Origin of the sequence: Silicimonas algicola (assembly GCF_003148765.1) — a bacterium.
In the GTDB taxonomy this organism is placed as follows: domain Bacteria; phylum Pseudomonadota; class Alphaproteobacteria; order Rhodobacterales; family Rhodobacteraceae; genus Silicimonas; species Silicimonas algicola.
Genome location: NZ_QGGV01000002.1, coordinates 142,435 through 160,116 on the forward strand (window position 1 = coordinate 142,435; position 17,682 = coordinate 160,116).

Here is a 17,682-nt window from a genome sequence, read left to right on the forward strand (position 1 = left end):
ACATGGAATCGATCATCCTCTTCTCTCCCCTCATCGGGGCCCTTCTCTGCGGGTTCGGCTGGCGGATCATGGGCGAATACGCTGCCCAGTGGACCGCGACCTTCCTTCTGTTCATCGCCTGCGCGCTGTCGTGGATCGTCTTCCTGACCTTCGACGGCGGCACGCAGCACGTCCAGATCCTGCGCTGGATCGAAAGCGGGACGCTGGCGGCCGACTGGGCGATCCGGCTGGACCGGCTGACGGCGATCATGCTGATCGTGGTGACGACGGTCTCGGCTCTCGTCCACCTCTATTCGCTCGGCTACATGGCGCATGACGACAATTTCCGGGAGGGCGAGAGCTACAGGCCCCGCTTCTTCGCCTACCTGTCGTTCTTCACCTTCGCGATGCTGATGCTCGTGACCTCGGACAACCTGGTCCAGATGTTCTTCGGCTGGGAGGGCGTGGGCGTCGCCTCGTATCTTCTGATCGGCTTCTACTTCCGCAAGCCTTCCGCGAACGCCGCCGCGATCAAGGCCTTCGTTGTCAACCGCGTCGGCGACTTCGGCTTCGCGCTCGGCATCTTCGCCATCTACTTCATGGTCGACTCGGTCAACTTCGACGACATCTTCGCCGCGGCGCCCGCGCTGGCCGAACGGAACGTGCTGTTCCTGTGGGAGCACTTCAACGCCGCCGAGCTGGTCTCGCTTCTGTTGTTCATCGGCGCCATGGGCAAGTCGGCGCAGTTCCTGCTGCACACCTGGCTGCCCGACGCGATGGAGGGCCCGACGCCCGTGTCGGCCCTGATCCACGCGGCGACCATGGTGACGGCGGGGGTCTTCCTCGTCTGCCGCATGTCGCCCCTGATCGAGTTCGCGCCCTACACCAAGACCTTCATCGTCTACATCGGCGCGATCACCGCCTTCTTCGCGGCGACGGTCGGACTCGTGCAGACCGACATCAAGCGCGTGATCGCCTATTCGACCTGCTCGCAGCTTGGCTACATGTTCGTGGCGGCAGGGGTGGGCGTCTATTCGGTCGCGATGTTCCACCTCTTCACCCACGCCTTCTTCAAGGCGATGCTGTTCCTCGGCGCGGGCTCGGTCATCCACGGGATGCACCACGAGCAGGACATGCGGAACTATGGCGGCCTTCGCCACAAGATGCCCTACACCTTCTGGGCGATGATGATCGGGACGCTGGCCATCACCGGCGTCGGCATACCCCTGACGCACATCGGCTTCGCGGGTTATCTGTCCAAGGACGCCGTCATCGAAAGCGCCTGGGCGGGCGGCACCTCGGCGGCGAGCTTTGCCTTCGTGGCGCTGGTCGTGGCGGCTCTGATGACCAGCTTCTATTCCTGGCGGCTGATCTTCCTGACCTTCTTCGGAGAGCCGCGGGGCGACAAGCACACCCACGAACACGCGCATGAAAGCCCGACGGTCATGCTGGTCCCGCTGGGCGTCCTGGCCGTGGGCGCGGTCTTCGCGGGCATGGTGTGGTACGGCCCCTATTTCGGCGAAAGCGAAAAGATCGCGCGCTTCTTCCACATTCCCGCAGCCGGCGCCGAGGCGCATGGCGAAGGCGAGGCGGCCGAAGCCGACGGCGACCACGCCGATGGCGAGGGTGTCGCGGCGGCCGTCGAGGAGGCCGGAGAGGGTGACGCGGAAGGTGCAGCCGAAGCCGTCACCGAGACGTCGCACGACGACCCCGACGCCGAAGGGCGTCACTTCGCCTTCGGCGGCGCGCCGGGCGAGGGAGCGATCTACATCGGAGCGGACAACCACGTCCTCGACGATGCCCACGCCGCGCCGGTCTGGGTCAAGGTCAGCCCGTTCCTTGCCATGCTGATCGGGCTGGGTCTGGCGTACCTCTTCTACATCCTGCGCCCCGACCTTCCGGGAAAGCTCGCCGCGAACCAGGCGCCGCTCTACCGCTTCCTGCTCAACAAGTGGTACATCGACGAGATCTACGATTTCCTCTTCGTCCGGCCCGCCAAGGCGCTTGGGCGCTTCCTGTGGAAGCAGGGCGACGGGACGACCATCGACGGCTTCCTCAATGGTGTCGCCCTGGGCGTCGTGCCCTTCTTCACCCGCCTCGCAGGGCGGGCGCAGTCCGGTTACATCTTCACCTACGCCTTCGCCATGGTGCTGGGCATCCTGGTGCTCGTCACCTGGATGACGCTGAGCGGAGGGAACTGAGACCATGTTCCTCGACAACCTGATCTCGATCGTCATCTTCATTCCCGCCGTTGCGGCGGCAATCCTCGGCCTGTTCCTCCGGGGCGATGACGAGGCGGCGCAGCAGAACGCCAAGTGGCTGGCGCTGGCGGCGACGACGGCGGCCTTCCTTGCCTCGCTCTTCCTCTTCGCCGGCTTCGACTCGGCGGATCCCAACTTCCAGTTCGTCGAGGAGACGACCTGGATCCTGGGGCTGAGCTACAAGATGGGCGTCGACGGCATCTCGATCCTCTTCGTGATGCTGACGACGTTCCTGATGCCGCTCGTCATCCTGTCGTGCTGGGATGTGACGCACCGGGTCAAGGAATACATGATCGCCTTCCTGGTCCTCGAGTCGCTGATGCTGGGCGTGTTCTGCGCGCTGGACCTGGTGCTGTTCTACCTGTTCTTCGAGGCCGGCCTGATCCCGATGTTCCTCATCATCGGAATCTGGGGCGGCAAGGAGAGGATCTACGCGGCGTTCAAGTTCTTTCTCTACACCTTCATCGGCTCGGTCCTGATGCTTGTGGCGATGATCGCGATGTACGTCGACGCGGGCACCACCGACATCACCGAGCTTCTCGTGCACGAGTTCTCGTCGGGAACCATGTCGGTCTTCGGCTGGCAAGTCGTGGGCGGGCTCCAGACGCTGCTCTGGCTCGCCTTCTTCGCGTCATTCGCGGTGAAGATGCCGATGTGGCCGGTTCACACCTGGCTGCCCGATGCCCACGTCCAGGCGCCCACGGCGGGCTCGGTCGTGCTGGCGGCGATCCTGCTGAAGATGGGCGGCTACGGCTTCCTGCGCTTCTCGCTGCCGATGTTCCCGGTCGCCTCGGACCTGCTGGTCGACTTCGTCCTGTGGCTCTCGGCCATCGCCATCGTCTACACCTCGCTCGTGGCGCTTATGCAGGAGGACATGAAGAAGCTCATCGCCTATTCGTCCGTCGCACACATGGGCTTCGTGACCGCGGGTATCTTCGCCGCGAACCAGCAGGGTCTCGACGGGGCGATCTTCCAGATGATCTCTCACGGCTTCATTTCCGGCGCGCTCTTTCTCTGCGTCGGCGTGATCTACGACCGGATGCACACGCGCGAGATCGATGCCTACGGCGGCCTTGTGAACCGGATGCCGGCCTATGCGGCCGTCTTCATGCTGTTCACGATGGCGAACGTGGGCCTGCCGGGCACCAGCGGGTTCGTCGGCGAGTTCCTGACCCTCGTGGGCATGTTCCAGGCCAACACATGGGTGACGGCGGTGGCTGCGACGGGCGTGATCCTTTCGGCGGCCTATGCGCTCTGGCTGTATCGCCGCGTGGTGATGGGCGACCTCATCAAGGAAAGCCTCAAGTCGATCACTGACCTTACGGCGCGCGAGAAGTGGATCTTCGCGCCGCTCGTGGTCATGACCATCCTGCTCGGCGTCTATCCGAGCCTCGTCATCGACATCACCGGACCCTCCGTCGAAGCGCTTCTGGGCGACTACACGACGGCTGTGGCCGACCATCAGGCGACGGGCGTCGTCGCCGAGAACGGAGGCCACTGATGCTGCCCGGCGATCTCTCCATCATCATGCCCGAGATCATCCTCGCGGTCTTCGCCATGGTGGGCCTCCTCGTGGGTGCCTATGGCGGCAAGGACAAGACGGGCCCGGCGATGCTGTGGGCCACGGCCGTCCTCTTCATCGTCCTGGCGGCCTGGATCGGGTTCCAGGGGGCCGGGACGGCACATGCCTTCCTGGGCATGTTCGTCGACGACGCCTTCGCGCGCTTCGGCAAGGTCACGGTCCTTCTGTCGGCGGCCGTCGTCCTCCTGATGTCCGAATCCTACATGGCGCGACGCAATCTTCTGCGGTTCGAATACCCGCTTCTGGTGGCGCTTGCGGTCGTCGGCATGATGGTGATGGTCTCGGCCGGCAACCTGATGTCGCTCTACATGGGGCTCGAGCTTCAGTCGCTGGCGCTCTACGTGATCGCCTCGCTGCGGCGCGACAGCGTCAAGTCGACCGAGGCGGGGCTCAAGTACTTTGTCCTCGGCGCGCTGTCCTCGGGCCTTCTGCTGTATGGTGCGTCGCTGGTCTATGGCTTCGCCGGCACGACGCAATTCCTGGGCATCCTTGCGGTCGTGGGTATCGACACGTCGCTCGGCCTTCTGTTCGGACTGTCGTTCGTCATCGCGGGCCTTGCCTTCAAGATCTCGGCCGCGCCCTTCCACATGTGGACGCCCGACGTCTACGAGGGGTCGCCGACCCCGGTCACGGCCTTCTTCGCCACGGCGCCCAAGGTCGCGGCGATGCTTCTCTTCGCGCGCGTCGTCCACGACGCCTTCGGCGGTGTGACGGATGACTGGCAGCAGATCCTCGCGGTCCTCTCGGTCGCGTCCATGTTCCTCGGCGCCGTGGCCGCCATCGGCCAGCGCAACATCAAGCGCCTGATGGCTTATTCCTCGATCGCGCACATGGGCTATGCGCTCATGGGCCTCGCGGCCGGCACGGCCGCAGGGGTCGAGGCGATGCTGATCTACATGGCGATCTACGTCGTGATGAACATCGGCACCTTCGCGTTCATCCTGTCGATGGAAAAGGACGGCTCGCCGGTCACCGACATCGAGACCCTGTCGATGCTGTCGAGGCGCGACCCGATGCGGGCCCTGGCGATGCTGGTCCTGCTCTTCAGCCTCGCGGGCGTGCCGCCGCTTCTGGGGTTCTTCGCGAAGTACGCGGTCCTTCTGGCGGCGGTCGAGGCGGGGCTGACCTGGCTTGCCATTCTGGGCGTGATCGCCAGCGTCATCGGTGCGTTCTACTACCTCAGGATCGTCTACCTGATGTATTTCGGCGCAGACGAGAACGAGCTCGACACCGGCGGTTCGACCATGCTGCGCGTGATCGCGATGGCGAGTGCGGCGATCATGGTCCTGGGCCTGTGGAACCTCTTCGGTGTGGAAGGCGTGGCGAAAGCGGCGGCGGCGACGCTTGTCAACTGACGCGCCCAGACGGGCGGTCCGCGCATGACCGGACTCCTGCCCTGGCCCGAGCGCACCGGACGCATCGTGCTCGAAGAGGTCGACAGCACGATGTCCGAGGCGGCGCGGCTCGCGCCCGAACTGAAGCAGCCGACCTGGATCATGGCGCTGCACCAGAGCGCTGCGCGCGGACGCCGCGGGCGGTCGTGGGAGATGCCGAAGGGCAACTTCGCGGCCAGCTTCGTCTTCCGTCCGGCGGGCACGGCGGCGGAAGCGGCGCTTCGATCCTTTTCTGCCGCGGTGGCGCTTTTCGAGGCGCTGGCCCTGTCGGTCGAGCGCGACCGGCTGTCCCTGAAGTGGCCAAACGACGTCCTTCTCGACGGCGGCAAGGTCGCGGGCATTCTTCTGGAAAGCGTCGGCACGCAGGACCAGATCGACTGGCTGGCGATCGGCTTCGGCGTCAACCTCGCCTCGGTGCCGGAGGGCGTGCGCGACGCGTCCTTCCCCCCGGTGAGCCTCGAAGGGGCAGGGGCGGGTCCTCTCGACCTCGACGAACTGCTGTCGCGGCTGGCGCAGAACATGGCGACCGAGGAAGGCATCTTCGCCGAACTGGGTTTCGCTCCGATCCGCGAGAAGTGGCTGCGCCACGCCGCGCGGCTGGGTGAGGTCATCACCGCACGAACCGCGCGCGACGAGGTGACGGGCGTTTTCGAGACCGTCGACCCCTTCGGTCAGCTTGTGCTTCGCACGCCGGACGGTCAGGTATCGATACCTGCGGCCGACGTCTATTTCTGAGAGGAGAGGGCGATGCTTCTGTGCATCGACACGGGCAACACCAACACGGTCTTCGCGCTTTGGGACGGCCGCACGTTCGTCGGCACATGGCGCGCCTCGACCGAGCATCAGCGGACCGCCGACCAGTACTTCGTCTGGCTGTCCACGCTGATGGCCACCCGAGGTCTGTCCGACGCGGTGATCGACGAGGTCGTGATCTCGTCGACCGTGCCGCGCGTCGTCTTCAACCTGCGCGTCCTCTGCGACCGCTATTTCAACTGCCGGCCTCTGGTGGTCGGCAAGCCCGAATGCCGCCTGCCGGTGCCGCCCCGCGTCGAGGAGGGCGTCCGCCCCGGACCCGACCGGCTGGCGAATGCCGCCGGCGCCTTCGACCGCCACGGCGGCGACGTGATCGTGGTCGACTTCGGCACCGCGACCAACTTCGACGTCGTGGCGACCGACGGCGCCTATGTCGGCGGCGTGATCTCTCCGGGGGTCAACCTCTCGCTCGAGGCGCTGCACATGGGAGCCGCCGCGCTGCCCCACGTCGACATCAGCCAGCCCGACAAGGTCATCGGCACCAACACCGTCGAGTGCATCCAGTCCGGCGTCTTCTGGGGCTATACCGGCCTGATCCAGGGCATCACTGCGCGGGTGAAGGCCGAATACGGCAAGCCCATGAAGGTCATTGGAACCGGCGGCCTCGCACCTCTCTTCGCCCAGGGCGAGGACCTCTTCGACGTGGTCGAGGACGACCTGACCATGCATGGTCTGACCGTCATCCACGCCTTCAACAAGGAAACCAAATGAGCAATGACCGCCTGATCTATCTGCCCCTGGGGGGCGCGGGCGAAATCGGGATGAACGCCTATGTCTACGGCTGGGGCGCGCCGGGAAAAGAGCGGCTGATCGTCGTCGACCTTGGCGTGACCTTTCCCGACATGGACGGGTCCCCCGGCGTCGACCTGATCTTCGCGGACCTGGCCTGGCTCGAGGCGAACGCCAAGCGGATCGAGGCGATCTTCATCACCCACGCGCACGAAGACCATGTCGGCGCCGTGGGACTGACGTGGTCGCGGCTGCGCGCCCCGGTCCACGCCCGGCCCTTCACCGCGCTTCATGCCAAGCGCAAGATGGAGGAGCAGGGCCAGAACCCGGACGCCGTGCAGATCGCGCCCACATGGCCCCAGACGATCAAGGCCGGTCCCTTCACCGTGGGCTTCGCGCCGATCAGCCATTCGATCCCGGAAAGCGCCGCCCTCGTCATCGATACGCCCGGCGGGCGCGTCGTGCATTCGGGGGACTTCAAGCTCGACCCTACGCCGCTCGTCGGCGAGGCCTTCGATCCCGCCCTATACGCCGAGATCGCTCGTCCTGGCATTCGTGCATTGGTCTGCGATTCCACCAACGTTTTCAGCCCGCATCCCGGACGGTCGGAGGCGACCCTCGGGCCCGCGATCACCGAACTGGTGCAGAGCGCGCCCTCGCTCTTCGTGGCGACCACCTTCGCGTCGAACGTCGCGCGGGTACGCACGCTGGCCGAGGCGGGCGTTGCGGCGGGGCGCACCATCTGCCTCATGGGGCGGGCGATGCGTCGGATGATCGAGGCCTCTGTCGAAGCCGGCGTCCTGACCGATTTCCCGAGCACGGTGCCGGTCGAAGAGGCCGACTCGATCCCGCGGCAGAACCTGATGCTGATTGTCACCGGAAGCCAGGGTGAGCGTCGCGCGGCGAGTGCCGCGCTGTCGCGCGGCAAGTATCTGGGGGTCGAGCTGAAAGAGGGCGACACGTTCCTGTTTTCGTCGAAGACCATCCCCGGCAACGAGAAGTCCGTCATCCGCATCATCAACCAGTTGTCCGAGAAGGGCGTCGACGTCGTCGACGACCGTTCCGACGCCTATCACGTCTCGGGCCACGCGAACCGGCCGGACCTGATGCGGCTGAACGAGATCCTGCGTCCGCGCATGGTGATCCCGATGCATGGCGAGCACCGTCACCTGCGCGAGCACGCGCGGCTGGCGCGCGCGGCCGGCATGGGATCGCTGATCGCGATCAACGGCAGCATGGTCGATCTGACGGGGGACGAGCCGCGCATCGTCGAATACATCGAGGCGGGACGCACCTATCTTGACGGCAAGGTGCAGATCGGAGCGATGGACGGGGTGGTGCGCGATCGCATCCGCATGGCGCTGAACGGCCACGTCCTCGTCACGCTGATCATGGAGGACGACGAGCCCCTGGGCGAGCCTTGGGTGGAGCTTCGCGGCCTGCCCGAGACGGGCACGTCGAAGGCGCCCCTTGCCGAGGTGATGGAGGAGGACCTCGCCCAACTCGTCGGTCGAGCGAAGCGGAACCTCCTGTCGGACGACGAGCGGCTCGAGGAAGAGCTGCGACGCGCGGTCCGTCGCACGGCCGAGGACGAGATCGGCAAGAAGCCCGAGGTCACGATCGTCATCAGCCGGCTGTCCTGAACCGACTTTCTTTCCCGGGGCTATGGGTGTACGCCGCCAGCGCCCTAGGTCGTGCGATGACCCGGCGCACCCCGCGCCGGCCCGATCCAAGGAGAGCGAAATGATCGAGAAAAAAGGGTCCGCGAAGTGGCAGGGCAGTCTGAAGGAAGGCAAGGGCCGGGTGATGACCGAGACGGGCGCGCTGGACGCCCCCTATGGTTTCCGCCAGCGGTTTGAGGGCGAAGCCGGCACGAACCCCGAAGAAATCCTGGGCGCGGCCCATTCGGCGTGCTTTTCGATGGCGCTGGCCAACATCCTCGCCCAGGCCGACATGACCCCCGACAGCATCGAGACGACGGCCACCGTCACGCTCGACGCCTCGTCGCTGACGATCACGAAGGTTCATCTGGACGTACGCGCCAAGATTGCGAACGCGGACGAGGCGGCGTTCCAGGACGCGGCCAAGAAGGCGAAGGAAGGCTGCCCGGTGTCGAAGCTGTTCAAGGCTGACATCTCGATGGATGCCAAACTGGCCTGACCTAATGTAACTTAACGCGACGGGGCGGAGGGCGGGTCAGCCCGCCTTCCGCTCGTCGAAGCTCATCGCAATGAAGCTGGGCAGGTGGTCGCCCATGCCGACGACCTTGGGGCCATTGTCGCGTTCCCGGTTCCGATTGCGTCCCCGGTTGTCGTCACGCTCTTCGTCGCGGCGGGGTTCGCGGGGTTCGTCGCGGCGCTCCACACGCGGCTCGTCCTGTTGAATCGCTTCGGCTTCGGCGACATCCTCGACGGCGACAGGCGCAGGCTCGGCTGCCTTGACGACGGGCGCATCGGCTTCCTTCTCGCGGCCGCCGGAGCGTCCTCCGCGGCGGACGCGGGTGCGCTTCGGGCGTTCTTCCTCGGTCGGTTCCTCGGCGGGTGTCGTGGACAGCGGGCTGTCCGAGCGGGGGATCGTCGTGCCGATCAGCCGTTCGATCGCGGCAAGGTTCTTCTCATCCGCTGGCGTCGACAGCATCACGGCCTTGCCGTCGCGTCCCGCCCGGCCTGTGCGGCCGATGCGGTGGACGTAATCCTCGGAATGGGTCGGCACGTCGAAGTTGAAGACATGGCTGACCGCGGGAATGTCGAGCCCGCGGGCTGCGACGTCGGAGGCGACGAGGAAGCGGAGGCTTCCGTCACGGAAGAAATCCAGCGTGCGCGTCCGCTGCGACTGTTCCAGATCGCCGTGGATCGGCGCTGCGTCATAGCCGTGGGTCTTCAGCGACTTGGCGACGATGTCGACGTCGGTCTTCCGGTTGCAGAAGACGATCGCGTTGGTGCAGGCGGCGCCTTCACGGTCGATCAGGGCGCGCAGCGCGGCGCGCTTCTCGCCTGCCGAGCGGTCACGGCGCGACGGCTTCAAGAGCACGACTTCCTGCGCGATGGTCTCGGAGGCGGTCGCCTGCCGCGCCACCTCGATCCGCGCCGGGTTCGACAGGAACATGTTGGTGATCCGTTCGATCTCGGGCGCCATGGTGGCCGAGTAGAACATCGTCTGGCGGGTGAAGGGCGTCAGGCTGAAGATGCGTTCGATGTCGGGGATGAACCCCATGTCGAGCATCCGGTCGGCCTCGTCCACGACCATGATCTGCACGCCGGTCAGAAGAAGCTTGCCGCGCTCGAAATGGTCGAGAAGGCGGCCGGGCGTCGCGATCAGCACGTCGACGCCGCGGTCGATCAGCGCGTCCTGCTCCTTGAACGAGACGCCCCCGATCAGAAGCGCCTTCGTCAGCTTCACGTTGGCCGCGTAGGTGTCGAAGTTTTCGGCCACCTGGGCGGCGAGTTCGCGCGTGGGGCACAGGACCAGCGAGCGCGGCATCCGGGCGCGGGCGCGGCCGCGCGCCAGCAAGTGGATCATCGGCAGGGTGAAACTGGCGGTCTTGCCGGTCCCGGTCTGCGCGATCCCAAGCACGTCGCGGCCCTCGAGCGCGGGCGGTATGGCACCGGCCTGGATCGGGGTGGGGGTATGATAACCAGCCGCCTCAACGGCCTTGAGCACTTTCGGCGACAACGCCAGATCGGAGAATTTCGTCATGTCGGTCCATGTGTTACGGACCAACACTGGGCCCGTCGGCGAAGCAGCGCGGGTCCGGATGACCACAAGCTTATCCACAAGCCGCCGCAACTGCAGGGTTCGTAGAGGAAAGCAGGCGTCGCGTCAATTGACGCTCGCGTGTTCGCAACAATCATGTGCTGGGGCAGAGCTTTGTTTCAACATAGCAAAATGCGGGCGACGTTAACTTTCCTTAACGTTTGTTCGTAAATCGCTTGCCGCGCACGGGACTTTTCTGCGTCGCATGAGGTGATTCGCATCCCTTGCGTGGCTGACGCGATCCAGGATCGCCGGGGCGTTGCGACGGGCGCCTCGGGTGCGCGATCCAGGGCGCGGCGCAAATCTTATGCACATCAGCCGCTTGCGTCTTCCGCCGCACGAATCTGGCGCAGCGCCGCCTCGATCTTGAGCGCGAGGAGCTTGCGTCCGAGGTCCGGCGTCGCAATGTGCGGCCGACCGTCGAACCCCGCATCGGCACCGGGCGGCGCGGCGACGGGCGCGGCGCGCACTGAAGCGGGGGAGACGGCCATCAGTTCGGAGGTGTCGCGCAGGCCTGCATGCTGGCCTATGTCGGCCTGGTCAAATCCGTCGGACAACAGCCAGTCGAGCTGGCCGTTGGCGGCGTAGTAGTCGGCGACGTGCAGCACGGTCACGCCGTCCTTCTGCCATTCCTGCGAGAGACGCTCTGCGACCTCGGCCTGGGGTGCCTGGTTCCACAGGCTGTCCCCGACGAAAAGGATGCGGGTAAAGCCATGGGTGATTAGGCTGCGCGCGGTGTGTTCGAGAACGGCGGCGAAAACATCGTCCGGGACGGACAGGGTGCCGGGCCAGCGCATGTGATCCGTCGGTGTGCCGCCGGTGGCACCCTCCGGGACATAGGCCACGACGGGCGCGACCAGCGTGCCGCCAAGGCGGGCCGCGATCTCGCCCGAGGTGTGGCGGACGATCAGATTGTGCTTGCCGAGGACCGCGTGGGGGCCGTTCTGTTCGACCCCGCCCGTGGGCACGATGACGGTGTCGTAGCCTTGGGCGAGGGCGTCGGCGACCTCGGTCCACGTCAGCTCTTCCATGTGGAGGCTCGGGAGGCCGCGTGTCGCCGAGAAGACCGGGGTCTGGAGCAGAAGGGCCGTCGCCGCCGCCAGTCCCGCCAGCCCGAGGGCGGCGGTGCGTCCGGGTACGCTGGGTCTCTTCGCCGGTCGCACCAGGCCCCAGGCCATGCGGAACGGCTTCCAGTAGAACTCGGTCACCGATCCGAAGGGGTTCGGCTCTTCCTTCGAGATGCCGAACTCCAGTTTCTCATAGCCTTTCGGGACGTAGAGGGTGCCGAAGAGCCAGTCCCAGAACGCGAAGATGAGGCCCATGTTGCGGTCCCAGTGGCGGCGCTCGACCGAGTGGTGAATCTGATGCTGCGCGGGCGAGATCAGGATATAGGACAGCCACGGCGGGTACGACAGCCAGACCGGCGAGTGCCGCAGGTTATAGCCGACGAGGTAGAAGGCGAAGATGCCGGCGTTCACGTTCATCACGGTGATTTCGCTCGGCGTCGATAGGGTCAGGTATGTGAAGCCTGCGAGCGCCAGCGCGATCAGGCCCGAGCTTGCGAAGCCGGTGAAGAACAGGTCGACGGGGTGCATCCGGTAGACCGTGGCGGGGGTCAGCACCTCGGCCGAGTGGTGGACCTGGTGGAACTGCCAGAGCACCGGGATGCGGTGTTGCAGGTAGTGCGTCGACCAGACGGCCAGGTCGATGGCCAGGAGAACGACGACCGTGTAGGCGAGGGCGCTCCACGTCGATGGTTCGAATACGGCGGTGTCGCGCGTACCGAACAGCGACTCGAGGCCCTGCCCGAAGGCGCCGAACATGACATGGGCGACCAGAAGCATCTGCGCGACGATGCCGTAGTAGATCAGCCCGTTCAGGACGAAGTACATGTAGTCCTGCCGGGCCGAGGCATGGAACCACACGCGCCGGTCGAAGACGTAGCCGAGAAACCCATGCGAGACGGCGTCCGGGCGCGCGCCCTCGGCCTTCCACGAGAACCAGACGTAGGAGCCGAAAGCGAGGACGAAAGCCGTCAGCAGGTAGAGGTAGAACATCGTCTCGGACGGCAGCAGAGGCGCCATCCAGGCCACCAGTGTCCCGCCGAGGGTTGCGTAGAAATCCATGTCCGCTCTCGCTGCTCAGACTGGGCGCCACGGTGTGCCCCGCGTGCGTCCGAGCGCGACTTTTCCCTTTCACTGTGGCGATTTTGGGGCGGGATGGACGCTCAGGCGCCCACAATCATTCGACAAGCGCCTGTTTGAAGAGGCCTGCGGGCCCCTGCGAGGTCTCACAGCCGGACGCGCCGCAAAGCGTCAGCGTCATGCCTGCGCCGGAGGCTTGGGTCACCGCATCCGTCGAGAGGGCGATGACGCCGCTTTCGGCGAGCATCGTCCCCGCCGGGATCCGGCCGACGTGTCGCCAGCCGGTCCTTTTGCCGTCGATCATGGCCCGTTCGACGGACGGCCAATGGCCGTCGCTTCGCCCGACGTGAACCGACAGCCCGTAACCGGCTGCGTCCGAGACGATCTGGACGACGGTGCGCGAGGTCGTCGTCTCGCCCGCGATATGAAGGGCGGAAAGCGGTCTGGTCGAGGAGGGACCAGGTGTCAGACGCTTGGTCGGCCCCGCGGCGCAAGCGGCGAGAGCGAGGCAAAACAAGAGGAGAACGTGCTTCATTCCGCCACCTAAGGCGCAACGCATTGAAAAGCCGTTAAGCCGAGACCGTCACGCCGGGAAAGATCACTCCCCCTGCATTTCCTTCGTCGCGGAAAGCCGCAGGTCCGGGAAATCGCGCTCGATCCGGTCGATGTCCCACTGCAGGCGCGTCAGGTAGACCACGTCGCCGTCGTTGTCGTGCGCGATGTGGCCCTTGTTCGAGTTGACGAACTTCTCGATCGCGTCCTTCGGCCCATGGACCCACCGGGCAGAAGTGAACTGGGACGGCTCGAAGCGGACGGGCAGGCCGTATTCCAGCTCGATCCGGCTCGCCAGGACCTCGAACTGAAGCTGGCCCACGACACCCACGACGAAGCCCGACCCGATCATCGGCTTGAAGACCTTGGCGGCCCCCTCCTCGGCGAACTGCATCAGCGCCTTGTCGAGGTGCTTTGCCTTCATCGGGTCGCCGGCACGGATGTTCTGAAGAAGCTCCGGCGCGAAGGAGGGGATGCCGGTGACGCGGATCGCCTCCCCCTCGGTCAGCGTGTCGCCGATGCGCAGTTGCCCGTGGTTCGGTATGCCGATGATGTCGCCCGCCCAGGCCTCTTCGGCCAGCTCGCGGTCGGCGGCGAGGAAGAGGACGGGGTTGGTGATCGCCATGGGCTTCTTCGAGCGGACGTGGTGAAGCTTCATGCCGCGTTCGAAGTGGCCCGAGGCGAGGCGGACGAAGGCCACGCGGTCACGGTGCTTGGGGTCCATGTTGGCCTGCACCTTGAAGACGAAGCCTGCGACGGTCTTTTCCTCGGGACCGATCTGGCGCGGTTCGGCCGACTGGGGCTGGGGCAGGGGGCCGAAGCCTCCGATACCGTCCATCAGGTCCTTCACGCCGAAGGAGTTGATGGCCGAGCCGAACCAGATGGGCGTCATCGTCCCGTCGAGAAACGCCTGCCGGTCGAAGGCGGGCAGAAGGGCGCGCGCCATCTCGACCTCTTCGCGCAGTTTCTCGAGAAGCTGGGGCGGAACGTGCTCGGCCAGCTTCGGGTCGTCGAGGCCCGCGATCTTGACGCTTTCGGCCCGCTTGTTGCGGTCGGCGCGCGCCATGAGCTCGAGCCGGTCGTTCAGCATGTCGTAGGAGCCGATGAAGTCGCGGCCCACACCGATCGGCCAGGAAGCAGGGGTGACGTCGATCGCCAGGTTCTCCTGGATCTCGTCGATGATCTCGAAGGTCTCGCGGCTTTCGCGGTCCATCTTGTTGCAGAAGGTCAGGATCGGCAGGTCGCGCAGGCGGCAGACCTCGAAGAGCTTGCGCGTCTGGCTCTCGACGCCCTTGGCGCCGTCGATGACCATGATGGCGGCGTCGACCGCCGTGAGCGTGCGGTAGGTGTCCTCGGAGAAATCGCTGTGGCCCGGCGTATCGACCAGGTTGAAGCGCCATCCACCATAGTCGAAGGACATGGCCGAGGCCGAGACCGAGATGCCCCGGTCCTTTTCCATCTGCATGAAGTCCGACCGCGTGCGCCGCGCCTCGCCCTTTGCGCGGACCTGACCGGCCATCTGGATCGCGCCCCCGTAGAGGAGGAATTTCTCGGTCAGCGTCGTCTTGCCCGCGTCGGGGTGCGAGATGATGGCGAAGGTGCGCCTCCGGGCGATCTCGGGCGGGAGCGGGGCGGCGTTGTGCGAACGGTCGAGCATGGGCGGGCATATACGGTCTGGCGCGCGACTCCGCCAGAGCCGGGTGACCGCCGTCGGGCGTCCGGGCGCGCGACGCCGCCGACGCGAACCCATGTTGCGTCTGATCCTCGGGCCGGCGGGGTGTCGCCGCCTCGCCGGTGCAGACCCTTACGCGAGCGTCGACAGAGGAGCTGCGTCGCGCGATACTGCCGGCCAGGGCTTCAACTCGACTGCACCTCGAAAGGATCACCCATGAAATACCTCGCCCTCGCGGCCCCCGCGATCCTGGCTCTCGCCGCCTGTGGGGCCAACTCCGCCAACTTCGGCGGCGCGGACACCGACTTCGACGAACTCGTGAACGAAGCCATCGCGCTGACGGATCAAGTCGACCTGCTCGACCCAACGGATACGCTGGATGATTTCGAAGGGACCGCTTCGTACAACGGCGTCGCGGTTATCGCAGATAACTTCCTCACCTCGGATGAAGGTATCATCGGCGACGTGGCAATGTCCGTGAATTTCGACACGGCAACGCTTTCGGGCAACGTCGACAGTTTCTACAGCACGCCGCTCGACGGAGAGTTGCCAGAAGCGACAGGTACCGGCGTCGCCGTACCGGGTGCGTTGACACTAGCCGCCACGGGCCTCGATACCGCTTTCCTGATGGACGTCGACGGCAACATCACGCTCGGGGGCGTCGGTCAGACGGTCACGGGCTCGCTTCCGTCCGGCTTCCTGGGCGACACAGGGCAACTCATCATTGGCGCCGGCACTCTCGACGGTTCGGTCTCGAGCCCCGAGATGGTCCTGAGCGCATCGAGCGACTAGCCATCCCGCCGGGCGGCGCTGTCGCCCGGCTCGCGTTCCGCGAGGCGCTCCAGCGCCTCCAGTTCGGCGTCCGGACCGTCGCCCTTGAGATCCGTTCCGGCGCGGCGGTCCCAGTAGCCTGCGTTGAAATCATCGCCCTCGATCCGGTGCAGAAGCGCGTGGAGCGCGTCGAACAGACGCTCGCCTTCGTGCGCCTGCGCGATCTCGTGGGCGGCGGTCCATGCCTCGCCCATCTGGAACCCGGAGGCGCGAACGTGCCGCAGGGCCTTGCTCAGGTCATCGCTCATCTGGCCAGCCTGAGACCCGGCTTCATCGAGGTCAAGCCCGGCCTCGGCATGGGCGGCGCGGGCAATTCGGCGAGGATCGCCTCGGCCGCCGTCTCCCCCATCTCGGCGGCGTTGACGAGGCCCTGGATGAACGGTCTGCGGCGTAAAAGGACGGGCATGGCGAGGCATTGTACCGTGCCCTTCTCGAGGCCTTCGATGGTCAGGCTGTATCCGCCCTTTTCCCAGCCGGGACGCACACTGCGCGAGAGGCTGCGGAAGCCGAGGTCGGTCAACCTCATCGGGCGCTGCCCGCGCGCGTCGACAACGGCGTCGAAGCGGAGCATCTCGCCCTCCGAGCCGATCACCGTCTTTCCGCCTGTCTCGCTGACGTCGAGCGCCGAGCCGATCCGAACCAGCTCCAGCCGTCCGGCGTCATGCAGGGCCAGAAGCCGCCGGATCGAGGGGTGCGGAACCGAAGCGTAGCCGTCGGTGAAGATGGGCTTCAGGCTGTTGTGGAAACGCTCGAGGTCCGCCTCGTCGAAGTGCGGTATGAGATCCTCGAACACCTCATGCGCCGTCAGAAGGGCGACGCGCCACGGGACGGCACGGCGGGTCCGGCGGCCCTCTTCCGCTTCGACGAGGTTGGCGCGGGCGTACTCCCAGAGGTCCGAGGACATGCGGGGCGCGAAGTGGCTTTTCGACAGCGCCTCTGGCGACGACAGGTCGACAGAGGCAGCATAGTCGGGGTCCAGGTCGCGCAGGTCTTCGACCAGAAGCGCGAAGGCGCGGTCGAGAAGGCCGGAACGGTCCGTCGCGACAAGGTCCTCGACGGCGGCGGGCGTGAAATGCGCGAGATCCGGGAGCGGAAGCGGGTAGTACCAGTCCGCCTCGGGCAATAGCCCCTTGCGCGACATCATCGTCAGCCTGAACGGATCGTCGCTGCCCCGGACGGCGTAGGTGGTCGTGTCTCCGTCCTCGCCCTCGAAGGCGCCGTGGGCCGAGGCGACGGTGACGGCGACGTCGATGGCCGTCAGCGACGAACCCAGGATGCCGACCTCGCCCGAGAGCGCTTTCAGCCGCTCGGCCGGCCAGGGCGACAGCAAGGCGCTTTCGTCCTCGCCTTCCTCATCGTAGTCCGCCCAGTCGTGCCCCGTGGCGATCACGACATGGTGGAAGCGAGCCTTCTCGGGCCGCTGCGTGCTTTGCCATTCGATGCGAACGCCGTCGCGCGCGGGCACGATATCGGTCACCCTCGCCTTCGTCCGGATGGTGACGGTGTGTCCGAGACCGCGCAGACGGGCGACCACCTCGGCCAGTTCGGCGGTGAAGAAGCTGCCGAGAACGACACGCGGATAGAAGCTGTCCTCGTCGATGACGTCGCGCGTCAGGCCGAGACGACGCAGGAAGCCGTCGTCGCAGGCGTGAAGGTACTTCGCCAGCGTTCGCGTGACGCGGGGAACCTCGCGGCTGGCGATGTTGGCGAGCATGGCGGGATCGTTCGTTCCGTCGCGGTAAGGCATACCGGGTCCGGCCCAGGGCTCACGCTCGAAAAGCGTGATCGACACCGCCTTCCGTGCGCGTGTCAGGCCCTTCAGAGTGTAGATGGCGGTCGGTCCGCCGCCGATGATGGCGATATGGGTCATGCTCGGGATCCTGGGCGGACGGGTGGTCCGGCAGGGTCTTCCCGGACCTCTCTGAAACGCGCCTTGGTCGCGAGGGTTCCGGTCCGGTCTGGTCCTTCCGGC

The 17,682-nt window shown here is 66.1% G+C and carries 14 protein-coding genes; 8 read left to right on the forward strand and 6 right to left on the reverse strand.

From position 1 onward, the window contains the following. Nucleotides 1-2 precede the first annotated feature (2 nt). The 7 genes from nuoL (at nucleotide 3) to C8D95_RS05210 (ending at nucleotide 8,918) form a co-directional block, all read left to right on the forward strand. Entirely contained in the window at nucleotides 3-2,180 is a 2,178-nt protein-coding gene (gene nuoL, locus C8D95_RS05180) for an NADH-quinone oxidoreductase subunit L (protein ID WP_109758111.1), read from the forward strand. Nucleotides 2,181-2,184: 4 nt separating this feature from the next. Beyond that, nucleotides 2,185-3,741: an NADH-quinone oxidoreductase subunit M gene (locus C8D95_RS05185; RefSeq protein WP_109758112.1), complete on the forward strand. Its 1,557-nt coding sequence runs from the start codon at nucleotides 2,185-2,187 to the stop codon at nucleotides 3,739-3,741. Continuing rightward, on the forward strand, nucleotides 3,741-5,177 hold the full coding sequence (gene nuoN, locus C8D95_RS05190) for an NADH-quinone oxidoreductase subunit NuoN (protein ID WP_109758113.1): 1,437 nt from the start codon (nucleotides 3,741-3,743) through the stop codon (nucleotides 5,175-5,177). Before C8D95_RS05185 ends, nuoN begins: the two co-directional genes overlap by 1 nt. Nucleotides 5,178-5,201: 24 nt before the next feature. Next, on the forward strand, nucleotides 5,202-5,951 hold the full coding sequence (locus C8D95_RS05195) for a biotin--[acetyl-CoA-carboxylase] ligase (RefSeq protein WP_109758114.1): 750 nt from the start codon (nucleotides 5,202-5,204) through the stop codon (nucleotides 5,949-5,951). 12 nt (nucleotides 5,952-5,963) lie between these two features. Further along, nucleotides 5,964-6,740, forward strand: a complete 777-nt coding sequence (locus C8D95_RS05200; RefSeq protein WP_109758115.1) for a type III pantothenate kinase — start codon at nucleotides 5,964-5,966, stop codon at nucleotides 6,738-6,740. After that, the gene (locus tag C8D95_RS05205) at nucleotides 6,737-8,401 is read left to right on the forward strand and encodes a ribonuclease J (protein WP_109758116.1); all 1,665 of its coding nucleotides are present in this window, start codon (nucleotides 6,737-6,739) and stop codon (nucleotides 8,399-8,401) included. The genes C8D95_RS05200 and C8D95_RS05205 overlap by 4 nt, the downstream gene beginning before the upstream one ends. Before the next feature lie 100 nt (nucleotides 8,402-8,501). Next, the gene (locus C8D95_RS05210; protein WP_109758117.1) at nucleotides 8,502-8,918 is read left to right on the forward strand and encodes an OsmC family protein; all 417 of its coding nucleotides are present in this window, start codon (nucleotides 8,502-8,504) and stop codon (nucleotides 8,916-8,918) included. Nucleotides 8,919-8,954: 36 nt separating this feature from the next. On the opposite strand, the gene C8D95_RS05215 is transcribed toward C8D95_RS05210, so the two are convergent. The 4 genes from C8D95_RS05215 to C8D95_RS05230 all read right to left on the reverse strand — a co-directional run bounded on the left by C8D95_RS05215 (nucleotide 8,955) and on the right by C8D95_RS05230 (nucleotide 14,864). Beyond that, the gene (locus C8D95_RS05215; protein ID WP_109758118.1) at nucleotides 8,955-10,454 is read right to left on the reverse strand and encodes a DEAD/DEAH box helicase; all 1,500 of its coding nucleotides are present in this window, start codon (nucleotides 10,452-10,454) and stop codon (nucleotides 8,955-8,957) included. Between the two features lie 371 nt (nucleotides 10,455-10,825). Further along, nucleotides 10,826-12,637, reverse strand: a complete 1,812-nt coding sequence (locus C8D95_RS05220; RefSeq protein WP_109758119.1) for a creatininase family protein — start codon at nucleotides 12,635-12,637, stop codon at nucleotides 10,826-10,828. 115 nt (nucleotides 12,638-12,752) lie between these two features. Continuing rightward, nucleotides 12,753-13,190, reverse strand: coding sequence for a hypothetical protein (locus tag C8D95_RS05225; protein ID WP_109758120.1), 438 nt, complete (start codon nucleotides 13,188-13,190; stop codon nucleotides 12,753-12,755). 63 nt (nucleotides 13,191-13,253) lie between these two features. Beyond that, entirely contained in the window at nucleotides 13,254-14,864 is a 1,611-nt protein-coding gene (locus C8D95_RS05230) for a peptide chain release factor 3 (RefSeq protein ID WP_109758121.1), read from the reverse strand. A 231-nt stretch (nucleotides 14,865-15,095) separates the two neighbouring features. On the opposite strand from C8D95_RS05230, the gene C8D95_RS05235 reads away from it, so the two are divergent. Continuing rightward, a complete protein-coding gene (locus C8D95_RS05235) occupies nucleotides 15,096-15,671 on the forward strand; it encodes a hypothetical protein (RefSeq protein ID WP_109758122.1) in 576 nt (191 codons plus the stop codon). Here C8D95_RS05235 and C8D95_RS05240 read toward each other — a convergent pair. Together C8D95_RS05240 and C8D95_RS05245 are read right to left on the reverse strand one after the other, a co-directional pair. Then, complete coding sequence (locus C8D95_RS05240) at nucleotides 15,668-15,958, reverse strand: hypothetical protein (RefSeq protein WP_109758123.1); 291 nt, start codon at nucleotides 15,956-15,958, stop codon at nucleotides 15,668-15,670. The two genes, C8D95_RS05235 and C8D95_RS05240, sit on opposite strands and share 4 nt — an antisense overlap. After that, nucleotides 15,955-17,580: an FAD/NAD(P)-binding protein gene (locus C8D95_RS05245; protein WP_109758124.1), complete on the reverse strand. Its 1,626-nt coding sequence runs from the start codon at nucleotides 17,578-17,580 to the stop codon at nucleotides 15,955-15,957. The genes C8D95_RS05240 and C8D95_RS05245 overlap by 4 nt, the downstream gene beginning before the upstream one ends. Between the last annotated feature and the right edge of the window lie 102 nt (nucleotides 17,581-17,682).